Source organism: Chelativorans sp. M5D2P16, from assembly GCF_034427935.1.
In the GTDB taxonomy this organism is placed as follows: Bacteria; Pseudomonadota; Alphaproteobacteria; order Rhizobiales; family Rhizobiaceae; genus Chelativorans.
This window is the reverse complement of the sequence record NZ_JAXQNM010000042.1, coordinates 167,359-191,520: the sequence shown is the minus strand read 5'-3', so window position 1 is coordinate 191,520 and position 24,162 is coordinate 167,359. Positions and strand designations below refer to the sequence as shown.

Annotated in this window: 20 protein-coding genes; 18 read left to right on the top strand and 2 right to left on the bottom strand. The window is 65.2% G+C overall.

The annotated features are described in order from the left end of the window. Positions 1 to 14: 14 nt before the first annotated feature. From SIN08_RS23125 to dhaL (SIN08_RS23065), 13 genes are all read left to right on the top strand, one after another. Positions 15 to 1,079 (top strand): sn-glycerol-3-phosphate ABC transporter ATP-binding protein UgpC, encoded by a 1,065-nt coding sequence (locus SIN08_RS23125; protein ID WP_322453977.1) that lies wholly within the window; start codon positions 15 to 17, stop codon positions 1,077 to 1,079. Between the two features lie 4 nt (positions 1,080 to 1,083). Continuing rightward, positions 1,084 to 2,112 carry an NAD(P)H-dependent glycerol-3-phosphate dehydrogenase gene (locus SIN08_RS23120; protein ID WP_322453976.1) on the top strand — a complete coding sequence of 343 codons (1,029 nt, stop codon included), beginning with the start codon at positions 1,084 to 1,086 and terminating at the stop codon, positions 2,110 to 2,112. 191 nt (positions 2,113 to 2,303) lie between these two features. Continuing rightward, positions 2,304 to 3,791: an extracellular solute-binding protein gene (locus tag SIN08_RS23115; RefSeq protein WP_322453975.1), complete on the top strand. Its 1,488-nt coding sequence runs from the start codon at positions 2,304 to 2,306 to the stop codon at positions 3,789 to 3,791. Positions 3,792 to 3,838: 47 nt separating this feature from the next. Continuing rightward, entirely contained in the window at positions 3,839 to 4,774 is a 936-nt protein-coding gene (locus SIN08_RS23110) for a sugar ABC transporter permease (protein WP_322453974.1), read from the top strand. Between the two features lie 2 nt (positions 4,775 to 4,776). Next, a complete protein-coding gene (locus SIN08_RS23105; protein ID WP_322453973.1) occupies positions 4,777 to 5,610 on the top strand; it encodes a carbohydrate ABC transporter permease in 834 nt (277 codons plus the stop codon). A gap of 3 nt (positions 5,611 to 5,613) precedes the next feature. Further along, positions 5,614 to 5,895: a hypothetical protein gene (locus SIN08_RS23100; RefSeq protein ID WP_322453972.1), complete on the top strand. Its 282-nt coding sequence runs from the start codon at positions 5,614 to 5,616 to the stop codon at positions 5,893 to 5,895. 24 nt (positions 5,896 to 5,919) lie between these two features. Then, on the top strand, positions 5,920 to 6,990 hold the full coding sequence (locus SIN08_RS23095; RefSeq protein ID WP_322453971.1) for an ABC transporter ATP-binding protein: 1,071 nt from the start codon (positions 5,920 to 5,922) through the stop codon (positions 6,988 to 6,990). Then, the gene (locus tag SIN08_RS23090; RefSeq protein WP_322453970.1) at positions 6,983 to 8,095 is read left to right on the top strand and encodes an ABC transporter ATP-binding protein; all 1,113 of its coding nucleotides are present in this window, start codon (positions 6,983 to 6,985) and stop codon (positions 8,093 to 8,095) included. The genes SIN08_RS23095 and SIN08_RS23090 overlap by 8 nt, the downstream gene beginning before the upstream one ends. Further along, a complete protein-coding gene (locus SIN08_RS23085) occupies positions 8,085 to 9,044 on the top strand; it encodes a sugar kinase (RefSeq protein WP_322453969.1) in 960 nt (319 codons plus the stop codon). The genes SIN08_RS23090 and SIN08_RS23085 overlap by 11 nt, the downstream gene beginning before the upstream one ends. 42 nt (positions 9,045 to 9,086) lie before the next feature. Further along, positions 9,087 to 10,091 carry a dihydroxyacetone kinase subunit DhaK gene (locus tag SIN08_RS23080; RefSeq protein ID WP_322453968.1) on the top strand — a complete coding sequence of 335 codons (1,005 nt, stop codon included), beginning with the start codon at positions 9,087 to 9,089 and terminating at the stop codon, positions 10,089 to 10,091. A 10-nt stretch (positions 10,092 to 10,101) separates the two neighbouring features. Beyond that, on the top strand, positions 10,102 to 10,770 hold the full coding sequence (gene dhaL / locus SIN08_RS23075; protein ID WP_322453967.1) for a dihydroxyacetone kinase subunit DhaL: 669 nt from the start codon (positions 10,102 to 10,104) through the stop codon (positions 10,768 to 10,770). Between the two features lie 203 nt (positions 10,771 to 10,973). Beyond that, on the top strand, positions 10,974 to 13,034 hold the full coding sequence (locus SIN08_RS23070; protein WP_322453966.1) for a bifunctional sugar-binding transcriptional regulator/dihydroxyacetone kinase subunit DhaK: 2,061 nt from the start codon (positions 10,974 to 10,976) through the stop codon (positions 13,032 to 13,034). Between the two features lie 36 nt (positions 13,035 to 13,070). Further along, the gene (dhaL, locus tag SIN08_RS23065) at positions 13,071 to 13,742 is read left to right on the top strand and encodes a dihydroxyacetone kinase subunit DhaL (RefSeq protein ID WP_322453965.1); all 672 of its coding nucleotides are present in this window, start codon (positions 13,071 to 13,073) and stop codon (positions 13,740 to 13,742) included. Here the strand turns inward: dhaL (SIN08_RS23065) and hemA are convergent. Together hemA and SIN08_RS23055 are read right to left on the bottom strand one after the other, a co-directional pair. Next, positions 13,739 to 15,016 (bottom strand): 5-aminolevulinate synthase, encoded by a 1,278-nt coding sequence (gene hemA / locus SIN08_RS23060; protein ID WP_322453964.1) that lies wholly within the window; start codon positions 15,014 to 15,016, stop codon positions 13,739 to 13,741. The genes dhaL (SIN08_RS23065) and hemA overlap by 4 nt on opposite strands. A gap of 163 nt (positions 15,017 to 15,179) precedes the next feature. Next, positions 15,180 to 15,686, bottom strand: coding sequence for a MarR family transcriptional regulator (locus SIN08_RS23055; RefSeq protein WP_322453963.1), 507 nt, complete (start codon positions 15,684 to 15,686; stop codon positions 15,180 to 15,182). A gap of 93 nt (positions 15,687 to 15,779) precedes the next feature. On the opposite strand from SIN08_RS23055, the gene SIN08_RS23050 reads away from it, so the two are divergent. The 5 genes from SIN08_RS23050 to SIN08_RS23030 all read left to right on the top strand — a co-directional run bounded on the left by SIN08_RS23050 (position 15,780) and on the right by SIN08_RS23030 (position 24,083). After that, the gene (locus SIN08_RS23050; RefSeq protein WP_322453962.1) at positions 15,780 to 17,555 is read left to right on the top strand and encodes an N-acetylglutaminylglutamine amidotransferase; all 1,776 of its coding nucleotides are present in this window, start codon (positions 15,780 to 15,782) and stop codon (positions 17,553 to 17,555) included. Positions 17,556 to 17,823: 268 nt separating this feature from the next. Continuing rightward, positions 17,824 to 19,638: an N-acetylglutaminylglutamine synthetase gene (gene ngg, locus SIN08_RS23045; RefSeq protein WP_322453961.1), complete on the top strand. Its 1,815-nt coding sequence runs from the start codon at positions 17,824 to 17,826 to the stop codon at positions 19,636 to 19,638. 3 nt (positions 19,639 to 19,641) lie between these two features. Beyond that, positions 19,642 to 20,799 (top strand): osmoprotectant NAGGN system M42 family peptidase, encoded by a 1,158-nt coding sequence (locus tag SIN08_RS23040; RefSeq protein WP_322453960.1) that lies wholly within the window; start codon positions 19,642 to 19,644, stop codon positions 20,797 to 20,799. A 552-nt stretch (positions 20,800 to 21,351) separates the two neighbouring features. Next, the gene (locus SIN08_RS23035) at positions 21,352 to 22,113 is read left to right on the top strand and encodes an AraC family transcriptional regulator (RefSeq protein ID WP_322453959.1); all 762 of its coding nucleotides are present in this window, start codon (positions 21,352 to 21,354) and stop codon (positions 22,111 to 22,113) included. A 296-nt stretch (positions 22,114 to 22,409) separates the two neighbouring features. Beyond that, positions 22,410 to 24,083: a Na/Pi cotransporter family protein gene (locus SIN08_RS23030; protein ID WP_322453958.1), complete on the top strand. Its 1,674-nt coding sequence runs from the start codon at positions 22,410 to 22,412 to the stop codon at positions 24,081 to 24,083. Positions 24,084 to 24,162 lie beyond the last annotated feature (79 nt).

The window sequence follows — 24,162 nt, the reverse complement described above, 5'->3', positions numbered from 1 at the left end:
CAAGGGGTAAGTGAATGGCACGTGTGGAATATGACGGCATCGGCAAGCGCTACGGCTCTGTCGAGGTGATGAGCGACATCGACCTCGTCGTGGAGGACCGTAGCTTCGTGGTGCTTCTGGGGCCGTCGGGCTGCGGGAAGACGACGCTTCTGCGCATGACGGCGGGGCTGGAGACGATCACCGACGGCGAAATACGCATCGGCGGAAACCGCGTGAACGAGGTGCATCCACGCGACCGCGACATCGCCATGGTCTTCCAGAACTACGCGCTCTATCCGACCATGAAGGTGTACGACAACATCGCCTTCAGCCTGCAGGTCAACAGGACTCCCAAGGCGGAGATCGACGAAAAGGTGAAGTGGGCCGCCGATCTCCTCGGTCTCAGTGAATTTCTCGACCGCTATCCGAAGGCACTTTCAGGCGGCCAGCGCCAGCGTGTCGCCATGGGCCGGGCGCTGGTGCGCGATCCCGCCGTCTTCCTGTTCGACGAGCCGCTGTCGAACCTCGACGCCAAGCTGCGCGGCCAGATGCGCTATGAAATCCGGCGCATTCACGACCGGCTGGACACGACCACAGTCTACGTCACCCATGACCAGATCGAGGCCATGACCATGGCCGACCACATCGTCGTCATGCATGGCGGGGTGATCGAACAGCGCGGCACGCCGCCGGAGGTATACGACCGCCCGGCCTCGCTCTTCGTCGCCGACTTCATCGGTTCGCCGCCGATGAATTTTCTCAGCGGCAGGGTCGCGATGGCGGACGGGCAGGCGGCGATCGAGCTGGGCGGCGTGCAGTTCACGCTGCCCGCCGATGCCGCCGTCGAGGAAGGCATGGAGGTGACATGCGGCATCCGGCCGGGCGATGTCGCGGTGGCGCCCGGCGCACCGCATGGCGCCGAGATGGTGCTGTCGGAGAACACGGGGCCGGAAACCCTGCTGCATCTTCATCTGGGCGGCGAGGATCTGCGGGCGGTCGTCTCCGGCCGCCCGGTCATCGAAAAGGGAGAGACGGTGCGTTTCGGCGTCGATCCGGCGAAAATTCATGTCTTCGACGCGGCAACGGGAAAGCGGCTCTAGGACGATGGCGAACATCCTCATCATCGGCGCCGGCGTCATGGGGTCCGCGATATCGGTTCCGGCCGCCGACAACGGGCATTCGGTGCGTCTCGTCGGCACGCCGCTCGACAGTGAGATCATCGCCACGCTCAAAAAGCCGGGCGGCGTGCACCCGAAACTGGATGGTCCTTTGCCGGCAAACGTTGAGCCGCTCGACATCGACGAATTGGACACGCGCCACGGGGATGAAGCCGACCTTCTCATCGTTGGCGTCAGCAGTCCCGGCATCGAATGGGTTTGTGCCCAGCTCGACGCGCTGATCGGCAAACCGGTCCCCGTGGCCTTCGTGACCAAGGGGCTTGTGGCCGGCCGCGCGGGGATAAGGACCTATGCCCAGACGGCGCCAGAAGCCGTCGAGGCCCTTCGGCCCGACCTGTTTATCGGTATCGGCGGGCCCTGCATCGCCCGCGAGCTGGCCAACCGCAGGCCGACCGCATGTGTTTACGCCTGCCCGGATACGGCGCGCGCGGAGACGCTGGCCCGGCTGATGCGTACCAGCTACTACCGCCTCGACGTCAGCGAGGACGTGACGGGGGTCGAGGCCTGTGCCGCTCTGAAGAACTTCTACGCGATCGGCGTCAGCGCGATGCAGACGCGCTACGCCGACCGGGGCGGCAGCCAGACCAAGAACCCGACGGCAGCCGCCTTCAACCAGGCGATCCGCGAGATGCGGCTCATCGCCGGCGAGATCGGCGGCCGGCCCGAAACGGTGTTCGATCTGGCCGGGCTCGGCGATTTGCACGTGACGGTCGGCGGCGGACGCAACAGCCGCCTCGGCCACGCTCTCGGCCGCGGGTTGCGGGTCTCGCAGGTGATGAAGACCGAGCTCGCCGGTGAGACGGTGGAGGGGATCGACACCGCCCGCGCGCTTGGCCGCTGGATCCGCAGCCATTCCGAGGCCGATCTGCCGCTGGCGCGCAGCATCGTCGATGCCGTGCTGAAGGATGCGCCCTACGATTTCGACTTCCGGCTGGTGGGCCGGGCGCCCGCCTAGAGCCATCGTACACCCAAGATGAAGCGGCCCAAGAAGACCGTCATCTTTGCGGAATTGACATTTGTCGAACAACAGTTGAATATTGTCGAGTCACGGTCTGAGGACCGTAAGCGCCGGTGGGTAGGAGCCGCGCGCGTCTAAGAGGACACCATATGGCGGTCATGACCGCCGTTTCGCAGGGAGGAGTTTCAGTGACAGAGCAAAACAACCGTTCCGGGCGCCGTCTCATCGTTCCGCGCCGCACCTTTCTGAAGGGCAGCGCCGCGCTGGGGCTTTCGGGCGCCGTTTCCGCCCCCTTCATCAACAGGCTTCGCGCCCAGGAGGAGCATCCGCTCGCCGGGCAGTCGATCGAGATGAACATTCTCGGCATCGCCGGCTGGCTGCCGTCCTCGCTCGGCGTCGACATGTCGCCGCTCTTTGCCGAATATGCCAAGGAAAAGTATGGCTACGACGTGAGCTTCGGCTTCGCCGAGGCGCCGTTTGCGGACCTCTTCCAGAAGGCGGCGACCTCGCTCGCCACGCGCAGCCAGGAATACAACATCATCATTTCCGACAGCCAGTGGCTCGGGGCTCTGGCACAGCCCGGCTGGATCCTGCAGCTCGACGACGTCATCGCCAACAATCCGAACCTGCAGATCGACTGGTACTCGCAGACCGTCGTCGACACCTACATGGTCTATCCCGACGGCTCCAACAACCGCTGGGGCCTGCCGCAGGAGGGCGACACCATCGCGCTCTTCGTGCGCAAGGACCTGCTGGAGAACGAGGACGAGCGGACGGCCTTCCAGGAGAAATACGGACAGCCCCTGCCGCAGACCTTCGAGGACTTCGAAGACCTCACCATGGAGGAGTTCGAGAAGATCGCCGACTTCTTTACCCGCCCCGATCAGCAGCTGTGGGGGACCGCCTCGCAATACAGCCGCGTCTACGATTTCGTGACCTGCTACCTCTATCCCTTCATGTGGAGTCAGGGCGGCGAGGTCTGGGATCCGGAGACGGGGCAGGTCGAGGGCATTCTCAACTCAGACCTCAACGCCACGGCGATGGAGCAGTACAAGGGTTTCCTCAAGTACCAGCCGTCGGGCGCGCTGAACTACGGCATCGCCGAGATCATCGACGTGTTCACCCAGGGCAAGGTCTTCTCGGCCTTCCAGTGGGCCGCCGTCGGCCTTGCCATGATCACGGAAGAAAACCGCGACAACGTGCTCGTCGTGCCGCCGCCCAAGCACGGCAAGGGGGAAGAGGCCAAGCGTGTGTACACCATGGGCGGCCAGCCCTGGGTGCTGAACGCCTTCAACGACGACACCAAGATGCGGGTCGCCATCGACTTCCTCAACTGGTGGTACCTGCCGGAGACGACGCTGGAATTCGCCAAGCGCGGCGGCAATCCGACGGACAAGGCGACGCTGTCGAACCCCGAGTTCGACAACATCAATCCGTGGAACCGGGCGTATAAATACATGCTCGAGCCCGGCCGCTCCCGCGATTTCTGGCACCATCCGCGCTATTCGGAGATGCTCGCCGTGCAGCAGGAGGGCTTCACCTCCTACATGACCGGAACGACGGCTTCGGCGAAGCAGGCGCTGGACTATATCGCCTGCCAGCAGCAACAGATCCTTTACGACGCCGGCACGGCCTCCGAACGGCCTTCGGACGCCTGCGCGAGCACCTCGCTGTAGGTATCTCGGCATTCCGCTCCGCTCCCGGCCATGCCGGGGGCGGGCCCATGGTTTCGTTTACTGGTCTGCTCATGTCCAAAGCGTCATTCCTGCGCGTCTTCGACGACAGACGGTTCCTGACCGTCGCGTTGCTGGTGCCCGTGTTGACCTTCTTCCTGGTCTTCAACACGATTCCCGTGCTGTGGTTGCTCGGCCTGTCGTTCCACAAGTTCTCGCTGATCAGCGGCATGCCGCCGGAGTTCGTCGGCTTCCGCAACTTCGTGGACATCTACTACAACAAGAACAACATCTGGTCCGACCTGCACCGCACCTTCGTCTTCGTCGGTGTCGGCGTGGCGATCCAGACGACGCTCGGCGTGCTGCTCGGCTTTCTCTTCTGGGGGTCGAAAGACATGCCCGGCCGGCGCGTGGCGCTGACGCTTCTCTTCACGCCGATGGTGCTGACGCCGATCGCCACGGGCACTTTCTTCCGCTTCATCTACGACCCGACCTTTGGCGTCTTGAACGCCATGGCGCAGGGCACGTTCGGCACCGGGCCGATCGACTTTTTGGGCGATCCCGACATCGCCTTCTGGGCGGTGCTCGCGGTTGACTGCTGGATGTGGACGCCGTTCATGACGCTGATGACGCTGGCCGCGCTCGGTTCCGTGCCGAAGGCGGAGCTGGAGGCGGCGGAGATCGACCGGCTGCCCTGGCGCAAGCGCCTGACGCTGGTCGTCTGGCATCACGGCAAGTTCATCCTGATGCTGGGCATCCTGCTGCGTACCATCGATTCCTTCAAGACGCTGGACCTCGTCATCCCGATGACCAAGGGTGGGCCCGGCCAGACCACGCGGCTCGTCGCCGTCGAACTCAACAAGCAGAGCTTCGAGAGCTTCAACATGGGATGGTCGTCGGCCTATTCGGTGCTGCTTCTGCTCATCTCCATCGCCATGACCTCGATCTTCATCTACGTGCTGTCGCGCCGCAGGAGGAGGACCTGACCATGACCACCGCCTGGAAAAGCCGCGCCTATTACGCCGCTCTCTGGCTGGTCGCGCTGATCTTCTTCTCGCCGGTCGCCTGGATCATCCTGTCGTCCTTCAAGTCGCGCACCGACATGCTGGCGACGCCGCCCAAGCTGATCTTCTCGCCGACGCTGGCGAACTATGTGGACCTGTTCACCAACACGCGCTCCTTCTGGTTGCAGCTTGGCAATTCGCTGCTGATGTCGCTGGCGGCGGTGGTGATCGCGGTGTTCGTCTCGTTCCTCGCCGCCTTCTGCTTCTCGCGCTTCAAACCCAAGGCGACGGACTTCCTGATGTTCCTGCTCCTGTCGATCCGCATGCTGCCGGGGCCGGCGGTCATCCTGCCGGTATTCCTGATGTATGTGGCCTTCGGCTGGAAGGACAACCACATCGCGCTGACGCTGTTCTACGCCATGTTCTCGATCCCCTTCTCGGTGTGGATCCTCAAGGGCTTCCTGGACGGGGTGTCGCAGCGCTTCGACGAGACGGGCCGTGTCTATGGCGGCTCCTGGTTCCACATCATCTTCAAGGTGGTTCTGCCGCAGGTGAAGCCGGGGCTGATCGCCGCCTTCATCTTCAACCTGATCTTCGTGTGGAACGAGTATCTGTTCAACTTTATCATCGGCGGCGTGTCGACCCAGAACATTCCCTACGCGCTGGCGGTCGGCACCTATTCGGACGGCGGGTTGAACTGGACCTTCATCGCCTCGCTGACCTCGATCTACATCATCCCGCCGGTGGTCTTCATCTACCTGTTCCAGAAGTATCTGCTGGTCGGCATGACCTTCGGTACCGTGCGCGGGGAGGTCTAGACGATGCAGAAAGTGCCTTTCGCCGAACGTGCCGAGATGGTGCTGATCTTCACCATGCTCGGCGGCATCGCGCTGGTGGCGCAGCGCTGGTCGATCGACGTCTACCGCTTCGGCCTCGTCGTATTGGTGGCCGCGACCTTCCTGCAGATCGCCGTGGGCAACGTGCCGAAGCATCTGGGCTTTGCCGGCACGGCCGTTCGCACGCTGATCATCCTGGCGGTGATCGTCGCCTTGTTCTGTCTCGGCATCTTCCTGGTGCCCTTTCTCGCACAATTGGGGCGTTAAATGCCGGCGGTCGAGTTTCAATCCGTGACCAAGACCTTCGGCCGGGACAAGGCCGTGGACGATCTGTCGCTCACCGTCGAACCCGGACGGTTCACGGTGCTTTGCGGTCCGCCCAAGAGCGGGAAGTCGACGCTGTTCCGCCTGCTGGTCGGGCTGGAGAAGGCGGACGGCGGACGCATCCTGGCCGACGGGGTGGACATCACCGATCTGCCGCCGGGGGGGCGCAATTTCGGCTACGTGCCGCAGAGCTTCGCGCTCTACCCGCACATGACAGTGTTCGAGAACATCGCCTATCCGCTGCGCCTTGCGCGTGCGCCTTCCGCCGAGGTGGCCAAGCGTGTCGAGCGGTCGGCGGCCATGCTGTCGATCGGGCATCTCATGAAGAAGACGCCGGACCAGCTCTCGGGCGGTGAGAAGCAGCGCGTCGCCGTTGCCCGCGGCCTGCTCACCAACGCCTCCGTCTTCGTGCTCGACGATCCGCTGGTCGGCCTCGACTACAAGCTGCGCGAACGGCTGATGGACGACTTGAAGCATCTCTGCGAGGAGCTGCAGGCGACCTTCTTCTACGCCACGGCGGATTCGCTCGAGGCGCTCACCATGGCGCAGGACCTGGTGGTGATCGACGACGGCCGCGTGGTGGAGAAGGATGACGTCCTCGATCTCTATCGCGAACCGCGCTTCGCGCGCAGCGTTGAGCTGATCGGTTTTCCCAAGGCCAATGTCTGGAATGGCACCGCGCGCGACGGGGTCGTCGAGACCGGCGGACTGCGCTTTGCGCTCCCTCCGGATGTGCCCGACGGAACGGTGCGGTTCGGCTTGCGCCCCGAGGATGTGCGGCTCGACGGCGCGGGAGAGATGGGCGCCAAGGCCAGCGTCCGCATCGTCGAGCATCTGGGATCCGAGATCGTCGTCTATCTCGAAAGCGAGGGCATGCCGATGACGGCGGCCTTCCCTTCCGCCCATGCCGCGCTGCCGGAGATCGACGCCGAGGTCAGGATCGCGATCGACCCGGAGCGCATCATGATCTTCGACGCCGCCACCGGTGAGCGGATCGGGCGCGCTCAGCCGCATAAGGAGGCCGTGGCCCATGGTTAAGGTCGTCATCGACAACGTCACCAAGAAGTTCGGCGACTTCACTGCCGTCGATTCCCTGAGCACCACCTTCGAGGACGGCGCCGTTACCTGCCTGCTCGGGCCCTCAGGCTGCGGCAAGACCACCTTGATGCGCATGATCGTCGGGCTGGAGACGCTCACTTCGGGGCGCATCCTCTTCGGCGACAAGGACATGGGCGGCCTGCCCCCGCGCAAGCGCAGCGTCGGCATGGTTTTCCAGTATCCGGTTATGTACCCGACGCTCTCGGTCGAGGAGAACATCGCGCTGCCGCTCAACCAGGACCGCAGCATTGATGCCGCGGAACGCCGGCGGCGGATCGACGAGGTGCTCGACGTCCTCGACATGCGCGACCGCAGGGGCGCCTTCATCGGCGAGCTGGATGCGGGCAGCCGGCAGAAGGTCGCCGTCGGCCGCGCCGTGGCGCGGCGCTCGGATATCGTGCTGTTCGACGAGCCGACCACCAATGTCGAGGTGCAGGCCAAGCTTGCCCTGATCCGTGCCTTCAAGCTGGTCACGAGCCGCCTGAAGCAGACGATCATCTACGTCACCCACGACCAGACCGAGGCCATGACGCTGGCCGATCACGTGGCGCTGATGCGCGACGGGCGGATCATCCAGTACGACACGCCGCAGCATCTTTACGCGGTGCCCGAGACGGAGTTCGCCGGCTGGTTCCTCGGCAATCCCGGCATGAACTTCGTGCCGGCGCGACGGGATGGGGACGGGGTGACCAGCGCGCTGGGCGGCGGCGTCTACACCCCCGAACGTCCGCTGGATGATGCGGCCGAGATCAAGATCGGCGTACGGCCAGAACATGTGCGCGTTTCGGCGCGCCCGCGGCCGGGCGCGGTGGCAGGCAGGCTGAAGGACATGAATGTCGGCATCGCCGGGCGCTCGATCATCCGCATTGCGCTCGAGGATTTCGAGATCAAGGCCAAGGTCGACGGCCTCGACGGCGTGCGGCCGGGCGACGCGGTTTACGTTTCGGCCGATCCCGAGTGGACGAGCGTCTTCGCGAACGGTACGCGGGTCGGGGCCGCGATGAAGGAAAGCGCTGAGGGGAGGAGCACGGTCGATGGCGCATGATGTATCGGTTGTGGGGTTGTACATCCTCGACGTTCTCGGCCGTCCGGTAAACGCGATTCCCGAAGGCGGGAATGTCGAATTCATCGACGAGATCCGGCTGACGGTCGCCGGCACGGCCGGCGGGACGGTGGTGGATTGTGCCAAGCTCGGCCTCGGCTGCCTGGCGGTCGGGGCGGTGGGCGACGACGAGAAGGCGGACTGGATGCTGGCGACGATGCGCGGGCACGGCATCGATGTCTCCGCAATGCAGCGGCTTGAAGGCGTGCCGACCTCGGCGACGATCCTGAACGTGCGCGCCAATGGAGAACGGCCGGCGCTGCACGCCCGCGGCGCGTCGGACCATTTCGACGTGCCGGCTGACGCCTACGATCTCGCCCTGGGGGCGCCGATCGTGCATCTGGGCGGCACGGGGCTCCTGCGCCGGCTCGACGGCGAGCCGAGCCGCGTGCTCCTGCAGGAAGCCAAGAAGCGCGGGCGTACCGTCACCTTCGACCTCATCGCGGCCGATGCCGGGACGGCGGCGATCGTCGAGCCGCTGCTGCCGCACATCGACTATTTCATGCCTTCCATCGAGGAGGCGATGGTGATGTCCGGGCGCAAGAGCGCCCCGGAGGCCGCCGACCACTTCCTCGACAAGGGGGCGACCTGCTGTGTCTTCACCCTGGGCGGCGAGGGGGCGTTTTACGCCCATGCCGATGGGACACGCTTCACCATGCCCGCCTACCGGATCGAGGTGGTCGATACGACGGGCTGTGGCGACGCCTTCGATGCCGGGTTCATCACCGCGCTGAAGCACGAGATGAACCCGGAGGATGCCGTGCGCTTCGCGCAGGCCGCCGCCGGGCTCGTGGCGAGCGGGCTGGGCTCCGACGCGGGGATCCGATCGTTCGAGCACACGCTGGAATGCATGAACACCTGGCCGGTGCAGAGGACCGGGGCGGAAGTCTAGGAACATAACGCGTCGAACAGGCTACGGCGAGCGAGGACAGGGATGGCGACCAAGAAGATCATCAATCGTGGCGATGATGCCGTTGACGAAATGCTGGATGGCGTGATCGCTGCTCACGGCGATGTCGTGATGCGGCTTGCCGAGAACCCCCGCGCCCTCGTCGCGCGGGAGGGGCCGCGAAAGGGCAAGGTAGGCCTGGTGATCGGCGGCGGCTCCGGCCATGAGCCGACCTTCCTCGGCTTTGTCGGCAAGGGGCTCGCCGACGCCGCGGCAATCGGCAACGTCTTCGCCTCGCCGCCGCCGGACCCGGTGCTGGCCTGCACCAAGGCGGTCGATGGCGGCGCCGGCGTGCTTTACATGTACGGCAACTATGCCGGCGACGTGATGAACTTCGACATGGCCGCCGAAATGGCCGCCATGGAGGACATCGAGGTCCGCACTGTGCTGTCGACCGATGACATCGCCTCCGCCCCGGTGAGCGAGCGGGAAAAGCGGCGCGGCGTGGCCGGCAACTTCTTCATCTTCAAGGCCGCGGGCGCGGCCTGCGACATGATGCTGCCGATCGACGAATGCGAGCGCATCGCCCGCAAGGCGAACGACCACACCTATACGATCGGCGTCGCGCTCTCGCCCTGCTCTCTGCCGCAGACGCGCAAGTGGAATTTCGAGATGGGCGAGAACGACATGGAGATCGGCATGGGCATCCATGGCGAGCCCGGCATGATGCGCGAGTCGCTCCAGACGGCGGACGAGATCACCGACCGCATCATGGATTCGATCTTCGAGGAAATGGCGCCCAAAAAGGGCGACCGGGTCGCCGTGCTCGTCAATTCCCTCGGCTCCACGCCGCTGATGGAGCTCTACATCATGAACCGCCGCGTTCATCAGCGGCTGGGGGAGGCGGGGCTTTCCGCGCACAAGACCTGGGTCGGCGATTACTGCACCTCGCTGGAAATGGCCGGTGCATCGATCACGCTCATGCGTCTCGACGACGAATTGACCCGGATGATCGATCACCCCTGCGCCTGCGCGATGTTCAACGGCTGAGGAGGCGGCAATGAGCACATTCGACAGCGCACGCTTGATCGCCCTGTTCGAGGCCGTCGCCACGCGCATCGAGACCGAGAAGGACCACCTGTGCGCGCTCGACGGCCATATCGGCGACGCCGATCACGGTATCGCCATGGCCCAGGGATTCAACGCCGTGCATGCCGCCGTGACCGATCTCGATCCCGGTGCGGCGGCGCCGAGCGACGTGTTCAACACGGCCGCAAAGGCGTTTCTGAACGCCGTCGGTGCCTCGTCCGGGCCCCTTTACGCCACCGCCTTCATGCGCGCCGGCGCGGCATTGAAGGGCAAGGAGGTCGCGACGGAGGACGACATGGCGCAAGCCTTCCAGGCGATGGCACAAGGCATCGAGGATCGCGGCAAGGCCGCCGTCGGCGACAAGACAATGGTGGATGCCTGGCGCCCGGCGGCGGACGCGCTTTCGAAGGCGCGCGAAGGCGGAAGCGATCTCGCCGCCGCGCTGCACGCCGCTGAACAGGCCGCGGCAAAGGGAGCCGAGGCGACCGCCGACATGGTTGCGGCAAAGGGCCGTTCCTCCCGCCTCGGCGAACGCGCGCGCGGCCATGTCGATCCCGGTGCCGCGTCTGCCGCAATCATCATCGAGGTGATGGCGAAGAGCCTTTCGGCCACGGGTGGGGCAGGAGGAGAGGGGGCGTGAAGGTTCGCCTCCACATTGCCGGACGACATCCGAGGCAATACGTGGCTGCAATCTGTTCGACCGGGCCGTGTCTTGATCGTTTTGCAAATTGGCACCGTTCAGGCATGGATCCTCGGGCCTGACCGAGGATCCGATCCGGAGCGGTGAAGCATCAGGGCAACCGCAAGTACGCCGGATAGAGGCCAAGACATGCTGATGCGTGAATGGGTAAGGCGGTGAAGGGAAAGGGCGGCAATGCGACGGAACCGATTCCGTTGCGCTATGGCGACGATCCCTATGTGTGGGCCTGCTGGCTCTACTACGAGGACCGGCTGACCCAGGGCCAGATCGCCGAAACGATGGGTGTGTCGCGCGCCACCGTGAACGCCTATCTGGCCGAAGCGCGCGAGCGCGGCATCGTCAATATAGCGATCGACCCGGAGCGGTTTTCCGCGCTCACCATCGCTCAGGAACTGAAGCGCCATTTCGGACTCGACGACTGCCTCGTCATTCCCAGCGACGGCGGCGCCCACCCGCTGATCGAGCGGCTCGGGATCGCTGGCGCACGCGTCCTCAACCAGACGGTGCGCTCCGCCGACACGATCGCCGTCGCCTGGGGCCGCACCGTGATGGCCGTCGCCGAGCGCGCCCGGCGCGGTGACCTTCAAGACGTCTCCGTCATCCAGGCGACGGGCGGCACCACGGCGACCTTCGAATACACGCCCGAGGCTTGCGCGGCACGCCTTGCGGCCGCGCTGAATGCACGCTGCGTCAACCTGACGGCGCCGGCGCTCGTCTCTTCGGCCGAAGTTCGCGACCTCCTCTTGCGCGAGCCGGTCGTTGCCGGGCAGCTCGCGGCGATGGCGCGGGCGAACCGGCTTCTGTTCGGCATCTCCTCCCTGCGTCCCAACTCGACCATCCATACGAGCGGCTTCTTCGATTCGGTCGCCACCCAGCTCTATCTGGAGAAGAACGCCGTGGGCGTCATCGCCGGCCGTTTCATCGACGACCACGGGCGGCCGGTTTCCGGACCGCTCGACGAGCGCACCATCGGCATCACGCTGGACGGGTTCGAGGGCATCGAGACCAAGATCGCCGTGGTCGGCGGCATCGACAAGGTGGCCGCGATCCTCGGCGCTCTGCGCGGCGGCTATATCGATGTGCTCGTCACCGACGCGGCCACCGGCCGCGGCATCCTCAAGGCCGACGGGGTGGCGGAGCTGGACCGCAAGCTTGCGCCCCAGCGTGGCCCGGAGACAGGCGTCGTCAACATCCGCAGCGCGGTCAAGAAGTTCGTCAACAAGCCTGTGGACGTGATCGAGGAGATGCTCGACGGCATCGTCCATGCCCATGAGCGCTATCTGAGGCCGATCGACGGCCATCGCCGCGCGCTCGTGGCCCAGCGCGGGCCGCGCGAGGGCAAGGTGGGGCTCGTCATCGGCGGCGGCTCGGGCCACGAGCCGTGCTTTCTCGGCTATGTGGGCAAGGGGCTCGCCGACGCGGTGGCGATCGGCAACATCTTCTCGGCGCCGCCGCCGGACCCCATCTTCAAATGCGCGCGGGCCGCCTCGGGCGGCAAGGGGGTGCTCTTCGTCTACGGCAATTATGCCGGCGACATCATGAACTTCGAGATGGCGGCCGAGTTGGCGAAGGCCGAAGGCATCGAGGTTCGCACCGTGATCACCACCGATGACATCGCCTCCTCGCCCGTCGAGGACCGCGAGGGCCGACGCGGGGTCGCGGGAAACTTCTTCACTTTCAAGATCGCCGGTGCTGCCTGCGACCGCATGTGGCCGCTCGACGCCTGCGAGGCCGTCACCCGCAAGGCCAACCGCCGCACCTATACGGTCGGGATCGCGCTCGAGCCGTGCTCGCTGCCGCAGACGCGCACGCACAATTTCGAGATCGGGCCGGACGAGATGGAGATCGGCATCGGCATCCACGGCGAGCCGGGCGTAGCCCGCGACCGGCTGCGCACCGCCGACGAGGTCGTGGACGCGGTCATGGACCGCATCTTCTCCGAGATGCAGGCCGGTCCGGGCGACCGCGTCGCCGTGCTCGTCAACTCGCTGGGCGCCACGCCGCTGATGGAGCTCTACATCCTCTATCGGCGCGTGCACCAGAGGCTGGGGGCCAAGAACATCGGCGTCGTCGCCAGCTGGACCGGGCACTATTGCACGTCCCTCGACATGGCCGGCGCGTCGATCACGGTCCTGCATCTGGACGATGAACTGACGGATTTGCTGGATCATCCCTGCGATACCGCGTTCCTCACCATCAATTAGCTGCTACAATGGCGGGGTAGAACCGGGAGGAAGGTCATGTCGGGCAATCAGGCTCGCGAACTGGCGTCGATGTTCTATGCGATTTCCGAGGCGATCGAGGCCGAGAAGGACTTCCTGACCCGCCTTGACGGCGCCATCGGCGATGCCGACCACGGCATCAGCATGTCCGCCGGTTTCCTGGCGGTGAATGCAGCGCTTTCGAAACTGGACATGGACCGGTGCGCGCCGGCCGATGTGTTCGCCACGGCCGCCAATGCTTTCCTCAACGCCGTCGGCGCCTCGACCGGGCCGCTCTATGCCACTGCCTTCCTTCGGGCGGCTGCGGCAGCGCGGCAAAGCGAGCGCCTCGATGGGGCATTCCTGTGCGCGATGTTCACGGCGATCGCCGACGGGATCAGGGAGCGTGGCAAGGGAACGCGCGGTGACAAGACGATGCTCGATGCCTGGCTGCCGGCCGCCGAAGCCGCCCATGCGGCCCGCCGGCGCGGCGCTGCCCTGTCACAGATAGCGCGGGAGGCCGCGCAAGCCGCCGCCGCCGGCGCTGCCGCCACGCGCGCCATGATCGCTTCCAGGGGACGTGCCGCCCGCGTCGGCGACCGCTCGCTCGGCCATGTCGACCCGGGCGCGGCCTCGGCGAAGATCATCATCGAGGCCATCGGCGAACATTTCGGGGAGCCGGTGGAGGCCGAAAGCCGCAGCGGGGCTTAACCGCCCGATTTGGGAACGGCCAGCGGTATGACCCGCTCCGAAGCGGCGGCGGGGGTCCTCTCGCGCGAACCGAAGCCGATGCCGAGGGCTTCCCAGGTCTCCACGAGGCTGTCCCTCAATCCTTCGATCAGCGCGTCGCCGTGGAACGGCGTGGGCGTGATGCGCAGCCGCTCCGTGCCGCGCGGCACGGTGGGATAGTTGATCGGCTGGATGTAGATGCCGTGCTTTTCGAGAAGCCGGTCGGTCGCCATCTTGCAGAGTTCCGGATCGCCGACGAGGAGCGGCACGATATGTGTGGCGGACGGCACGACCGGCAGGCCGGCGGCGCCCAGCACCTCCTTGGTCCGTTGTGCCTGGCGCCGTTGCGCCTCGCGCTCGGCGGAGGAAGTCTTCAGGTGACGGATCGAAGTCGTGGCGGCACTTGCGATGGCCGGCGGCAGCGCCGTGGTGAAGATGAAGCCGGGTGCGTAGGAGCGCACCGCATCGATGATCGCCGCCGATCCGGTGATGTAGCCGCCGATGACGCCGAAGGCTTTGGCCAGCGTGCCCTCGATCACGTCGATGCGGTGGGCGAGACCGTCGCGCTCGGTGATGCCGCCGCCGCGCGCACCGTACATGCCGACCGCGTGCACCTCGTCGATATAGGTCATCGCGTTGTACTTGTCGGCAAGGTCCGCGATCTCGGCGATGGGCGCGATGTCGCCATCCATGGAGTAGACCGATTCGAAGACGATCAGCTTCGCCCGCTCGCGGCCGGCGGCCGCCAGGAGGCTCTCCAGATGGGCGAGATCGTTGTGGCGGAAGATCTTCTTCTCGGCGCCCGAGCGGCGCACGCCCTCGATCATCGAGGCGTGGTTCAACTCGTCCGAAAGGACCAGGCAGTTCGGCAGAAGCCGCGCAATGGTTGAGATGGAGGCTTCGTTGGAAATGAAGCCGGAGGTGAAGACGAGCCCGGCCTCCTTGCCGTGCAGGTCGGCCAGTTCGGCCTCAAGCTCGACCAGCGGATGATTCGTGCCGGAGATGTTGCGCGTGCCGCCCGCGCCGGAGCCCATCCGGCCCGCGGCCTCGCGCATGGCCGCAATCACGTCCGGATGCTGGCCCATGCCCAGATAGTCGTTCGAGCACCAGACGGTAATTTCCCTGGCCGTATCGCCGGAGCGCCAGATGGCGCGGGGGAAGGCGCCCGCGATCCGCTCCAGATCAGCGAAAACGCGGTAACGCCGTTCCGCATGGAGCTGATCGATTGCCTCGGAAAAAAACCGTCTATAATCCATACTGTTTTTCCTGGGTTGTGGCCCGGATCATAATGGCTTAGCGCCGACACGTCCATTGTCGCGTGTCGGGCAAAATGCCACGCTCGGATCGGAGTGAATTCAATTCGGGTCTCCCAACGCACGCCGGCACGACCGATCGCACCTCGCCTCATCTCATCTGGCGCTAAAGCAGACGGCCGTTTCTCGTTCTGGAGGCGGGTATCGCCGGCTCCATCATATCGGCCAGATCATTGAGCATTTCGATGAAGCGCAGCCGCTCCGCCGGGTCGAGGCGTTGGAAACGCCTTGCAAATCCTACGCCGAGGGGCTCCGGCGCCTCTTGCACGAGCCTGCCGCCGGTCGGCGTCAGGCGCGCATGGACCACGCGCCGGTCGCTCGGCGAGCGGTAGCGCTCCACCAGACCGCGCACTTCCAGATTGTCCAGTATGGTGACCACGGTCGCCGCGCTCAGATCCGCGTGCTCCGACAGCGCCGTCGTCGTCACCTCGCCGAGCGCGGCGATCGCCTTCAGGATGACGAGCTGGGGGGCGGTCAGCCCGATCGCCTTGACGAGGGCCTTGGACTGCAGATCACTCGCCCGCAGAATGCGGCGAATGGACTTTTCGACGAGGCGCAATTCGTCCGGTGGGAACCGGTCGAGGGTTTGCACGTTGTCCGTCGGTTGAGCCATGGGAACCAATGTCACTTATTTGACATCAAATAATCAGAACTATAACTATCGGGACATCCGGCGCAACAATCAAGGAGGGATCCCCCGCTTCTCATGTGCGGTATCTGCGGAGAGTTGAGATTCGACGGCAGCCAGCCGTCTCCCGTCACCCTTTCGAAAATGATGGAAGGACTCACCCCGCGCGGCCCCGACGGGTCCGGTGTGGTCCAGTACAACAACGCCATCTTCGGGCACCGGCGGCTGAAGATCATTGACCTGTCGGAAAGAGCCCGCCAGCCTATGGACGATCCGACGCTGGGGCTGACGATCTGCTTCAACGGCTGCATCTACAACTATCCCGAACTGCGCGCCGAACTGGAGGCCAAGGGCTACCGCTTCTTCTCCACCGGCGATACCGAGGTGATCCTGAAGGCGTGGGACGCCTGGGGCGAGACATGCGTCGAGCGTTTCCACGGCATGTTTGCCTTCGTACTGCATGAGCGCGATACCGGGCGGCTGGTGATGGTGCGCGACCGTTTCGGCATCAAGCCGCTCTATTATTCGGAAACGCCGAGCACGCTGCGCTTCGCCTCCTCCCTGCCGGCGCTGGTGGCCGCCGGCGACGTCGACACAACGATCGATCCCGTCGCTCTGCACCACTACATGACCTTCCATGCGGTCGTGCCGCCGCCGCGCACCATCCTCAGCGGCGTCAGGAAGCTTCCGCCGGCGACCATGCGCATCATCGAGGCCGACGGCAGCAAGCGTGACCGTGTCTACTGGGACCCGCCGTATGAGCGCGATCCGGCGCTTTCATCGCTGAGCCCGGAAGAATGGCGCGAGCGCGTGCTCGACGCCCTGCGCCTATCGGTGAAGCGGCGCATGGTGGCCGACGTGCCGGTGGGCGTGCTCCTTTCGGGCGGCGTCGATTCGAGCCTCATCGTCGGGCTCCTCGCCGAGGCCGGACAGACCGGGCTGATGACCTTCTCGGTGGGCTTCGAGGAAGCCAACGGGGAGAAGGGCGACGAGTTCGTCTATTCCGACCTGATCGCCGAGCGCTTCGGCACCGACCACCACAAGATCTTCGTGCCCTCCAGCGATTTGATGGACGCGCTGCCGGGCACCTTCCAGGCCATGTCGGAGCCCATGGTCTCCTACGACAATGTCGGTTTCTACCTCCTGTCGAAGGAGGTCTCCAAGCACATCAAGGTGGTGCAGTCGGGGCAGGGCGCGGACGAGGTTTTCGGCGGCTATCACTGGTATCCGCCGCTGATGAACTCCAACGACGTCGTCAGTGACTATGCCGACGTCTTCTTCGACCGCACGCATGAACGGCTGAAGGAACAGCTCGCGCCGGAGTGGATGACGGAGGAGGATGTCAGCCGCGCCCTTGTCGCCAGGCATCTGACCCGGCCCGGTGCCGATACGCCGGTGGACGCCGCGCTCCGGCTCGATTCCTCGGTGATGCTGGTCGATGATCCGGTCAAACGCGTCGACAACATGACCATGGCCTGGGGGCTGGAGGCGCGCGTGCCCTTTCTCGACCACGAGCTTGTGGAACTCGCCGCGCGCATTCCGCCGGAGGAGAAGCTCAGGGACGGCGGCAAGGGCATCCTGAAGGACGTCGCCCGTCAGGTGGTCCCGAGCGAGGTGATCGACCGCAAGAAGGGCTATTTTCCCGTGCCGCAGCTCAAATATGTGGACGGCCCCTATCTGGAGATGGTGCGCGATGCACTAAGCTCTCAGGCAGCGCGCGAGCGCGGCCTGTTCCGCCAGGACTATCTGGATACGCTCTACACCGCGCCCGCCGAGCACATCACGCCGCTGCGCGGCTCGGCCCTGTGGCAGGTCGGGCTTTTGGAACTGTGGCTTCAGACCCACGGGATTTAGTACCCACCGTCATGGATAGATGCGTCATGAGATCGCCTTTCCGCCCGCAAATGCTAGAAGCCGTGCGCAGCACGATGGAGGACATCGTGCAAGCGCGGCGACGCCGCAGGTGCGGGCGGAAAGGCGACCCCTTGGGCGTCCGGAGAAAACCCGTGGACGGCGTCGCACCACTTCGACGATGTCTCACATCGCCCTCGGCGGCGCTCCTGGCCACGGGCTTTCCCCGGACGTCTCATGATGCATCTATCCGTGATGGTGGGTACTAACAATGGGCAAGCAGGACGAGGCGGTTTCGCGAAGCCAGAGGGGGCGCACCGACAAGGCGCTCGGTCATCGTCTGAAGCGCCTGCGCAACGAGGCCATGAAACCCGCCGACGCGCGCGGCGACGGGGGGAAGGGCGGGCGGCCGACGGCCGTTGCGCTCGATCTCGGCTGGGGACGGCTGCTGTTCGCGCAGACTTTTGCCGACAACGAGCAGATCGTCGAGGCGATGCATCAGGAAGGGCCCGCCCGACGCGACATCGCCTTCTACATCCGCGATCCGCACGTGCTTCTGTCGCTGGCGCCGCAGGAACTGTTCCTCGACCCCTCCCACACCTACAGGCTCGATCTGTCCACCTACCGAACGGGCCGGCGGCAGGCGCGCGGCTACTTTATCCGAAGGCTCGCCTCGCAGGCCGACGCGGAGGCCGTCAACGCCATCTATCATAGCCGCGGCATGGTGCCGGTGCGGCCGGACTTCTTCTGGACCAACCGCGACAGCCGGGCCGTCGTCTATCTGGTCGCCGAGGACGTGGCGACCGGCGACGTGATCGGCACTGTGACCGGCGTCGACCACCACCGGGTCTTCGACGACCCGGAAAACGGCTCTTCGCTGTGGTGTCTCGCCGTCGATCCGCAATGCCCGCATGCCGGCGTCGGCGAGATGCTGGTGCGCCAGCTCGCCGAGCACTTCAAGGCGCGAGGCCGCAGCTTCATGGACCTGTCGGTCATGCACGACAACGAACAGGCCATCGCACTCTACGAGAAGCTCGGCTTTCATCGCATTCCCGTCTTCGCCGTCAAGCGCAAGAACCCCATCAACGAGAAGCTCTTCACGCACCCGCCGGCCGCCTACGACCAGCTCAATCCCTATGCGCGCATCATCGTCGACGAGGCGCACCGGCGCGGCGTGGCCGTTGACATCACCGATGCCGATGCCGGTTTCTTCCGCCTTTCCTTCGGCGGTCGCTCGATCCACTGCCGCGAGAGCCTTTCGGAGCTCACCTCCGCCGTCGCCATGTCGATCTGCGACGACAAGGCCGTGACCAGGCGCATCGTGGAGAAGGCGGGTCTGAAGGTTCCCGAGCAACTCGACGCCGCGAGCGGCCGCAAGGAGATCGAAGCGTTCCTGAAGAAGCACGGCAGCGTGGTCGTGAAGCCGGCGCGCGGCGAGCAGGGCAGCGGCGTGGCGGTCGGCCTGGAGACGGTCGAGGACGTAGAGAACGCTGTCGCTGCCGCCAAGAAGGTTTGCGACCGTGTGCTGCTGGAGTCGTTTTTCGAGGGCGAGGACCTGCGTTTGGTCGTGATCGACTATCGGCTGGTCGCCGCCGCCGTCCGCCGTTCCGCCCGTGTCGTGGGCGACGGGCGCAGCACCATCAAGAAGCTGATCGAGAACCAGTCGCGCCGCCGCGCCGCCTCGACCGGAGGCGAAAGCAGGATCCCCATCGACGACGAGACCCGCCGCTGCGTGGCCGGCGCCGGTCACACACTCGATTCCGTCCCCGCCGAAGGAAAGGAGGTGGTCGTGCGCAAGACCGCCAACCTGCATACCGGGGGCTCGATCCACGACGTGACGGAGGAGGTCCATCCCGCGCTGGTCGACGCGGCCTGCACCGCCGCGCGCGCCATAGACATTCCCGTGGTCGGGATCGACTTCATGGTGCAGTCGCCAAGTCGGCCGGAATATGTTTTTATCGAAGCGAACGAGCGGCCTGGACTGGCCAATCATGAACCGCAACCCACCGCCGAACGCTTCGTCGATCTTCTGTTTCCCCGCACGGGCCTCAAGTCAGCGAAGCAGGCGCTTGGCGCGAGGGAGTAGCCTTTGCCGCGTCTGACAATCGACGTCGACTACCTTACGAACCAACTCAAAGCCCTCCTGGCGATCGACAGCCCCACCGGATACACCGACACCATCGTGCGCCATGTCACGGAGGAATTGGAGCGGCTGGGGCTCGAACCGGAGTTGACCCGAAGGGGCGGCATCCGGGCCATCTGGCGCGGCGAGCGCCGGCGCGGTGCGCGCGCCATCATCACCCATGTCGACACGCTGGGCGCGCTGGTCAAGGGCATCAAGGACACCGGCCGGCTGGAGCTGGTGCCGATCGGGCACTGGTCGGCGCGTTTCGCCGAGGGCGCGCGGGTTACCCTGTACACGGAGAAGGGCAGCTTCCGTGGCACGATCCTGCCGCTCAAGGCCTCCGGCCATACCTATAATGACGACGTGGACGAACTGCCGATCGGCTGGAAGCACGTGGAACTGCGCCTCGATGCGCTCGCCTGGTCGCGCAAGGATACCCTGTCGCTCGGCATCGACATCGGCGACTACGTCGCCATCGACCCGCAGCCGGAATTCCTCGAAAACGGCTTCATCGTCTCCCGCCATCTCGACGACAAGGCCGGCGTGGCGATTGCGCTTGCGGCGCTGGAGGCCATGACGCGGGAAGGCGTGCGCACGCCGGTCGACACGCACTGGCTGTTCACGATCTCGGAGGAGGTCGGTGTCGGCGCGGCGGCGATCGTCACGCCCGAGATCGCCTCCATGGTGACCATCGACAACGGTACCACCGCGCCGGGGCAGAACTCTTCCGAGTTCGGCGTGACCATCGCCATGGCCGACCAGACCGGGCCCTTCGACTATCACCTGACGAAGAAGCTCGTCGACCTGTGCCGCGACGACGACATCCGTTTTCAGAAGGACATCTTCCGCTATTACCGCTCCGATTCGGCCTCCGCCCTGGAAGCCGGCCACGATGTGCGCACCGCGCTCATCGCTTTCGGCATCGATGCCTCGCACGGCTATGAGCGCATTCACATTCACGCCTTGCGCTCGGTGGCGGAGTTGACGACGGCCTATGTCATGAGTCCGATGGAAATCGAGCGCGACGTTGAGGAGGTATCCGATATTGAGGGCTTCACCGAGCAGCCGACGGAGGCCGCCGAACAGCCCACCCGGCCGCGCAAGCTGCCCGGCCGGCGGTAGAGCGTCTGCAGTAGGGAGCCGCTTTCCCGCGCGCGGATACGGCAAGAACAATGGAATAGGACGGTGCCGCCCGCGGATGCGGGCGCATTTCTCGCTGGCCAGCGCGTAGATTGATCCCGGTTTAGCGTGTACGATCCGGCTTCGTTGACGGCAAAACAGACCAACTATTGCGATCTGCTTATTTGCCGAGAACCGCCATACGGGAGATACCATGGCGCTGTGCTGAAAAGCAGGCGTACAGGAGGTGCTTCGTGTGGCGTAAACGGGATCGTATAACGACGATAGTCGCACTGCACCGCAAAACATTCGCGGTTCCGTCTTCCGGCGGGGAAACGCGATTTGCGGTGGCCGGCGTTGCGACTTCTAGCAGAATGCAGGTAGTATCATCGGGAAGGCTATGCGGGGCAGCGGCGATCAATGTATCATGAAACCGATGGTTTAGCACCGGGGCGAAGCGAGCCGAGTGAGCGTTCCCGCGCTCATTTTCTTGATGCCATTCCCGAAAGTGTCGGAAAGCGCGCCAAGACGCCACAGGGCGGATTTGTGCTTTCGATGCGTCCGCCGCATCCGCAGGACCTTTCTCCCGACGCGCATTTCGTCGCGGTGACGCTGACTTCGTCGTCGAATGCGGAAGCGGCCCCCGAAGGCGGATCCGACGAGGCGCCCTATGGCATGATCGTTGTTTGTCCGGCGGGCGCGGACCGGAGAACGCAATGGGCATCCACGCGCGAGATCGTTCTGGTGGCGCTCACGACGGACGCGCTCAAGGAACTGGCAGACAGCGAGCTCGAACGGAAACCACCCGAGCTTCTGCCGCCCCCTGACGGCACGGTCGATCTGCAGGCGGTACGAATGGCCGAGCTGATGGCGGCCGAACTGCGAAACCAGGAAGTGAACGAGCTTTATGCGGATGCGCTGGTCACCGTTTTCGGCATACACCTCCTGCGCAACTATTCACGCGCGGCGAGAACGGCCGTGCGCCCCAAGGGAGGACTGTCCACGACCGCCGCCAAGCGGGTGGAGGAATATATCGAAGAGAACTTCGCGCGCCGGCTGGGCGTCGCCGAACTTGCTGCCGTTTGCGAGCTCTCGCACGGCCATTTCATCCAGTCCTTCACCAAGTCCTTCGGTGAGCCACCGCATCGCTATCTGATCAACCGCCGGCTCGAATTCGCCGAACAGCTGCTTGTCGAAAAGGATTTGACCATCGCCGAAGTGGCTTTTCTGAGCGGTTTTTCCAGCCAAAGTCACCTGACCTCCGCGATGCGGAAGAACAGGAACATCACGCCCGCCCAATTGCGCATGCGGCGCTAAATATGTCGCGGGCGTAAAACCCCTCTCGCCGCCACGCAAACGGAAAACGGCGAGACAGAGCGGTCTCGCGAGCACAATCCGCTCCAGGCGCCAAACCGCAGCGGCCCCGCGGACCGGCAGCGCCAACCTCGCGGTGGCCGGCTGTCCCGGTGTGACATTCGTGCGACGGCGGACAAGTTCCGGTTCGACACCGACGCAGCTTTTCCCATGCAAAGGAGTTATACACAGTAGATCCACCGCCGGTTCACAATAAACCCACAGCCGGTTCGGTGGATGGGATAGGCGAAACGAGGCAAATGAGCGGGTCCGTCTTTTTCCTGCATATGGCCGGTGCCGTGGCGCTGCTTCTTTGGGCGACGCGCATGGTGCGCACCGGTGTGGAGCGCGCCTATGGCGGCGTCTTGAGGCAGCGGCTGCGCCGCGCACTCGCAAACCCGCTCATGGCCACGACGGCGGGGCTCTTGCTCGCCATCGCCCTGCAAAGCTCGACTGCGGTCACGCTCCTGGTGGGCTCATTCGCCGGCGGCGGCATGGTGACGGGCCTCTCCGGCATCCTGGCCGTCCGCGGCGCGGAAGTGGGCTCGGCGCTTCTGGTCAAGATCCTGAGCTACGACCTGTCACTCCTCGTGCCCGTCTGCCTGCTCGCCGGCACCGTCATCTTTCTGACGACGGAACGGCGCTCCTGGCGCCAGGCAGGCCGTATTCTCGTCGGCATCGGCCTCTTGCTCCTGTCGTTGGAGATGATGGACGCGGCGGCCGAGCCTTTGCGTGCGAGCCGTATCGTTCCGCTGATCGTGGGTTACCTGTCGGAAGACCCGGTCACCGCCTTCTTCCTCGCCGCGGTCATCACCTACCTGTTCCACTCGAGCATCGCCGCCGTTCTGCTCCTGGCGACCTTCGCCGCGCGTGGGGTCCTGTCGCCCGAGCTCGGCATCGTGATGGTGCTGGGCGTCAACCTGGGCTCTTCCTTCATTGCCCCGATCCTGACGCGCGCCGCGCCACCGGCCTATCGCGTGGTGCCGCTCGGCAACCTCCTGATGCGCGGGCTGGGATCGGTCGTGCTGCTCGTGCTCTTCGTCTATTTCAACCCCCCGACTTCGCTGTTGGGCGCGGGTACCGCCGATCGCGTGATCCATGCGCATATCGCCTTCAACGTCCTCATTCTTTTCGCCGGCATTCCGCTGTCGCGGCTGATCCTGAAGGCCACGCGGGGGATCGTCGCCCTGAGCGCCGGCGCGAAAACGCCGGAGGAAGAACGCCGCGCCGCCATCGAGGCGACGAGCGCCCTGGATGCAGCCGCGCTCGGCAACCCTGCCCAGGCGCTGGCCAACGTCACGCGCGAGGCGGTGCGCATGTGCGAGACCGTCGAGTTCATGCTGCGCCGCGTTCTGGAGCTCTACGAGGATCCCGACAAGCAGTCGATCAACGCGCTGGCCGTACTCGACGACACGGTGGACAAACGCCACGCGGCCATCAAGCTCTACCTCGCCCGCATCACCGAACACGGCATGTCTGACGAGGAGGCGCGCCGCTGCCAGGAACTTCTGGGCGTATGCATCAAGCTGGAGCAGGTGGGCGACATCATCGTGCGCAACCTGCTTTCGCACGTGCAAAAGAAGATGGATCGCGATCTCGAGTTCACGCCGGAAGGCTGGCGCGAGCTTTCGAGCCTCCATGCCTCCGTGCTCGCCAATGCCCGGCTCGCCTTCAACCTCCTGGTGACCCAGGACCCCGAGACGGCCCGGCAGCTCGTCGCCGAGAAAGACCGGCTGCGCGACCTCGAGAGGATCTCCAGCGAGCGTCACTTCGATCGGCTGCGCCGCGGCTCGGAGCGGAGCGTGGAGACCAGCTCCATCCATCTCGACACGATCCGTGACCTGAAGCAGATCAACTCACTGCTGGCCACCCTGGCCTACCCGGTGCTGGAGCGGCACGGCATGCTGAGCGGCACGCGGCTGAAATCCGCGTGAGGGGACGGGGCGAGTGGGATCGAATGTCGGCACGCCTTGGCGCCCCAGAAGGGGCGCCAAGGGGGCAGGGGTCTCCGAA